Here is a 4,751-nt window from a genome sequence, read left to right on the forward strand (position 1 = left end):
ACGCGCTTATAACTGTCTCAAACGGGCGCAAATCAACTCTGTTGCCGATTTACTCGATTACTCCCAAGAAGACCTTTTAGAAATCAAAAATTTCGGTCAAAAGTCGGCGGAAGAAGTAATTGAGGCACTGCAACAACGGTTGGGAATTACGCTCCCTCTAGAAAAAGCCAAAAGTTAACACCCAATAAACAAGAACAATGCGCCATCAATGTCGCGTCCCCCGATTGGGGAGACCTGCCGATCAGAGAAAAGCCTTGTTGCGATCGCTGGCAACAGAACTGATCCGGAACGGCCAAATTAAAACCACTAAAGCCAGAGCCAAAGCCGTGCGATCGCAAGTCGATCGCATGATCACCTTGGCGAAAGATGGTTCTCTGTCCGCCCGTCGGCGTGCTTTGAGCTATCTTTATGACAAAACCCTCGTCAAAGCCCTATTTGATGAAGTACCCGATCGCTATAGCGATCGCGATGGGGGCTATACCCGCGTTGTGCGGACGATTCGCCGTCGGGGTGATAATGCAGAAATGTCCATTATCGAGTTGGTGGATTAAGAAAAGAATGGGAAAGAGAAGGGATTATATCTTTTCTTGTTCCTTTGATTCATTTTTCCTCAACTCACGGTCATGTCAACGTCAAGTCCCAAACTAGAAAGCAAGCGCATTGCCCTCGTTATTCAGTATCTGGGGACTCATTTTCACGGCTGGCAGCGACAACCCCAGGGACGTACCGTACAGGCAGAAATTGAGGAGGCGATCGCTCGAGTGAGCGGCGATCGCGTCACCATTCGCGGCGCAGGACGTACCGATAGCGGCGTTCATGGTGCAGCACAGGTTGCCCACTTTAATGTCGCCAGTCCGATTCCTGCCTGTAAATGGGCGACTATTCTCAATAACAACTTGCCCGAGGATATTCTCATCCGAGCCTCTGCCGAAGTTGCCCCAGATTGGCACGCTTGCTTTTCCGCCCGATGGCGGCGCTATCGCTATATTTTTTACACGGATAAGCGTCCCAACCTGTTTATTAAGCCCTTTTGTTGGCACTACTATCAACTACCTCTCGATGAAACTCGGATGCAGCAGGCACTCGACCCCCTTTTGGGACGACACCATTTAGCTGCTTTTCGCCGAGCCGGATCTGACAGAAAACACTCTTGGGTTAACGTTCAAGCGGTAGAATGTCAAAGAGAAGGCGCTTTACTTCGTATTGAGATTCAAGCGGACGGATTTTTATACGGGATGGTAAGGCTGTTAGTGGGACTGCTAGTAGAAGTCGGCAATGGGACGCGATCGCTGGAAAATTTTACCGATATTTGGGTCAACCAACGACGAGAATTAGTCAAATATTCGGCTCCAGCCAAAGGTTTATGCCTGCTGAGAGTCGGTTATGATGAGTTTCCCTTTACCAAAGAAATTTGGTATGACACTCAGCCCACCTTTATTGTCAATCATTAAACCTACAAACCAATCGTGGAAAAAACAATTTTACCGACTCAAGACACCCTAGAGAGAAAATGGTACGTCATCGATGCCGCCGACCAACGCTTAGGACGGTTGGCGACGGAAGTGGCGAACATATTGCGGGGGAAAAATAAACCGACTTTTACTCCCCACATGGACACGGGAGATTTTGTCGTTATTATCAACGCGGAAAAAGTCGTTGTAACTGGGAAAAAACCCAGCCAAAAATTATATCGCCGTCACTCTGGTAGACCAGGGGGGATGAAAGTTGAAACCTTCAATCAACTGCAAGGGCGTATTCCCGAACGCATCATTGAAAAGGCTGTAAAAGGAATGCTGCCGAAAAATTCTTTGGGTCGCAAACTCTTTACAAAATTGAATGTTTATGCAGGTCCCAATCATAAACAACAGGCTCAAAAACCTGAAATCCTCACCCTGAATACCATACCCAAAACTCGTTAATCATTAACGATTTGTTCATTTTTAATAAGGAAGATTATTCATGTCTGAAGACATCAACGATAAAGTCGTGTATTGGGGAACGGGACGGCGCAAAAATGCGGTGGCTCGAGTGCGTCTCGTTCCTGGCGACGGTCAAATTGTGGTCAATAAAAGACCGGGGGATAATTACTTTAATTACAATCCCAAGTATTTAGCGTCCATTAAAGCCCCCTTGGGAACATTGGGCATGGAAAATGAGTACGATGTTCTCGTGAATGCTCATGGTGGCGGTTTAACCGGACAGGCAGAAGCTGTAAAATTAGGGGTTGCTAGAGCCTTGTGTCAACTCGATCCGGCGAATCGCCAACCTTTGAAAATTGAGGGCTATTTAACCCGCGATCCGCGAGCTAAAGAACGTAAGAAGTATGGATTGAAGAAAGCGCGTAAGGCTCCTCAATACTCCAAGCGTTAAGCAATTATTACTCAGTTTTTGTTAGAATTATCATCAAGAAATAGGAGAGCGATCGCAAATGCCCAAACCAGGTATTCATCCCGAATGGTATCCCGATGCGAAGGTCATCTGTAACGGCGAAGTCGTCGCGACAGTTGGTTCGACCAAGCCAGAAATTAATGTAGAAATTTGGTCGGGAAATCATCCTTTTTACACCGGGACTCAAAAAATTATTGACGCAGAAGGACGGGTCGAACGTTTTATGCGTAAGTTTGGTATGCTCGATACCAGTGCAGAGACTCAAGCAGAGACTGAAGCTGAAGCCGAAGAAAAATAGCTGCAATTTTGCTTATATTAACCCAGCAGATTTTCTGCTGGGTTAATTTCGTTTTTATACTTCTGTATCTTTGGTTTTTTATTGTGGAGAAGCATCATGGCTGAATCTTATTTACTGGATAAATTAAAATCCGTCGAACAAACATTTAATGAATTATCTCTTCGTCTTGCAGATCCGGATGTCGTAACTAATCCCGATGAGTTGCAAAAAGTTGCAAAAGCGCGGGCTTCTCTGGAGGAAACGGTTAACACTTACGACATTTGGAAAAAAGCACAAGAAGAATTGCTGGGTTCTCAAGAAATTCTCAAAGAAGCTAAGGAAATTTTGAAAGAAGCCAAGCAAAAAGCCCAAGAAGAAGTAGGGAATGCTCAAGAAACTCTTAAAGAAGAGGCCAATGATGCTCGCGAGATGCAGTCAATGGCTACTCTAGAAATTAAGGAGTTAGAGCAGCAAATTGTTGAGTTAGAAGAACAATTAAAAATCTTGCTACTTCCCAGCGATCCCAATGATGATAAAAATATCATGTTGGAAATTCGGGCTGGGACGGGAGGAGATGAAGCGGGAATTTGGGCTGGTGATTTAGTAAATATCTATTCGCGCTATTCTGAATCTCAGGGCTGGAAAATTGCACTTTTAAGTGAGTCTTTGGCCGAGCAGGGGGGATTTAAGGAAGCTATTTTGGAAATCCAAGGCGATCGCGTGTATAGCAAGTTGAAGTTTGAAGCGGGGGTGCATCGAGTGCAGCGCGTCCCAGCAACGGAAGCTGGGGGACGGGTTCATACTTCTACTGCAACCGTGGCAATTATGCCGGAAGTGGATGATGTGGAAATTCACATCGATCCTAAAGATATCGAAATGTCTACGGCACGATCTGGGGGTGCGGGAGGACAAAATGTGAACAAGGTTGAGACAGCAGTGGATTTGATGCACAAGCCTACGGGAATTCGGGTTTTTTGTACCGAGGAGCGATCGCAGTTACAAAACAGAGAGCGTGCTATGCAGATTTTACGTGCTAAGTTATACGAGATGAAATTGCAGGAACAAAAGGATGCTGTCACGGATCTGCGGCGATCGCAGGTGGGGACGGGATCGCGATCGGAAAAAATCCGCACTTACAATTACAAAGATAACCGAGTCACGGATCACCGTTTGGGTCAAAATTTCACTTTAAATAGTGCGTTAACTGGGGATATTGATATCATTATCCAAGCCTGTATCTCGCAGGATCAGCAGCAACGTTTGGAATACTTGGCTAATAACACTTAAGTTGACATCCTCCCCGCTCTAAAGAGACGGGGATTCCCCAAACAAATTCAATTGAATCCATTCAGGGGCGGTTGACGCTTCACTGGATGGTGCTTCCTTAGCGGAAGTCTGACCCGTTCCTCCACGTCCGTTTATAGTCTCAGGATGTCCCCCCGCGACTTCGATGTTTATTGCGGCATTCTCGTCTCTATCATGTGTTTCTCCGCACCAGAGACAAGTCCATTCACGGATCGAGAGGTCTATTTTACCTCCTCTTTGCCTGCATGACGAGCAGGTTTGAGAAGTGGGTTCCCATCGGTCAATAACCTTGAAATTGCGACCGAATTTATCGGCCTTGTTAGACAGCATGGTTCTAAATTCGCGCCATCCCAAGTCGCTAATTGCACGAGATAGCTTACGGTTTTTCATCATGCCACTCACGTTCAAATCTTCTACAGCAATTGATTGGTTTTCTCGGATTACTTTAGTTGATAATTTGTGAAGAAAATCCGTGCGGGTGTCTTTGATTTTGCGGTGCGACCCCGGCGAATCGAATTCGCCTAGGGAACGCGCACCAAGAGAGGCGTAGAGTTTAGCAACTTTTTTACGGGCTACTTCACGACGTTTGCTACCTTTCTGTTTCTTGGAAAGTTTACGCTGCAATTTTCTCAATCGCTTGAGATTTTTCTTTAGCGGCTTAGGTGCTTTGACTTTTTTACCATTGCTAAAGGTCGCAAAAGTGCTGATTCCTAAATCAATACCGCAAGACTTTTCAATCTTGGGTAATGGTTCTGGAATGATTTCTACAACGAAACTCAGA

8 protein-coding genes are annotated in these 4,751 nt (G+C 45.7%); 7 read left to right on the forward strand and 1 reads right to left on the reverse strand.

Annotated elements, in window-relative coordinates; genetic code table 11:
• From VB714_RS14535 to prfA, 7 genes are all read left to right on the forward strand, one after another.
• The coding region (locus VB714_RS14535; RefSeq protein WP_323225336.1) for a DNA-directed RNA polymerase subunit alpha C-terminal domain-containing protein at nt 1-178 on the forward strand (178 nt) is incomplete at its 5' end.
• Nucleotides 179-197: 19 nt separating this feature from the next.
• The gene (rplQ, locus tag VB714_RS14540) at nt 198-551 is read left to right on the forward strand and encodes a 50S ribosomal protein L17 (protein WP_323225328.1); all 354 of its coding nucleotides are present in this window, start codon (nt 198-200) and stop codon (nt 549-551) included.
• Between the two features lie 72 nt (nt 552-623).
• On the forward strand, nt 624-1,451 hold the full coding sequence (truA, locus tag VB714_RS14545) for a tRNA pseudouridine(38-40) synthase TruA (RefSeq protein WP_323225329.1): 828 nt from the start codon (nt 624-626) through the stop codon (nt 1,449-1,451).
• Between the two features lie 15 nt (nt 1,452-1,466).
• Nucleotides 1,467-1,919, forward strand: coding sequence for a 50S ribosomal protein L13 (rplM, locus tag VB714_RS14550; protein WP_323225330.1), 453 nt, complete (start codon nt 1,467-1,469; stop codon nt 1,917-1,919).
• Nucleotides 1,920-1,959: 40 nt separating this feature from the next.
• Complete coding sequence (gene rpsI / locus VB714_RS14555; protein ID WP_323225331.1) at nt 1,960-2,370, forward strand: 30S ribosomal protein S9; 411 nt, start codon at nt 1,960-1,962, stop codon at nt 2,368-2,370.
• A gap of 58 nt (nt 2,371-2,428) precedes the next feature.
• On the forward strand, nt 2,429-2,686 hold the full coding sequence (gene rpmE / locus VB714_RS14560; RefSeq protein WP_323225332.1) for a 50S ribosomal protein L31: 258 nt from the start codon (nt 2,429-2,431) through the stop codon (nt 2,684-2,686).
• A gap of 96 nt (nt 2,687-2,782) precedes the next feature.
• Entirely contained in the window at nt 2,783-3,952 is a 1,170-nt protein-coding gene (prfA, locus tag VB714_RS14565; protein ID WP_323225333.1) for a peptide chain release factor 1, read from the forward strand.
• A gap of 18 nt (nt 3,953-3,970) precedes the next feature.
• Here prfA and VB714_RS14570 read toward each other — a convergent pair.
• Nucleotides 3,971-4,751 (reverse strand): RNA-guided endonuclease TnpB family protein (locus VB714_RS14570; RefSeq protein ID WP_323225334.1); only part of this gene is annotated, 781 nt, incomplete at its 5' end.

It is taken from the genome of Spirulina sp. 06S082 (assembly GCF_034932145.1).
In the GTDB taxonomy this organism is placed as follows: Bacteria; Cyanobacteriota; Cyanobacteriia; order Cyanobacteriales; family Spirulinaceae; genus CCY15215.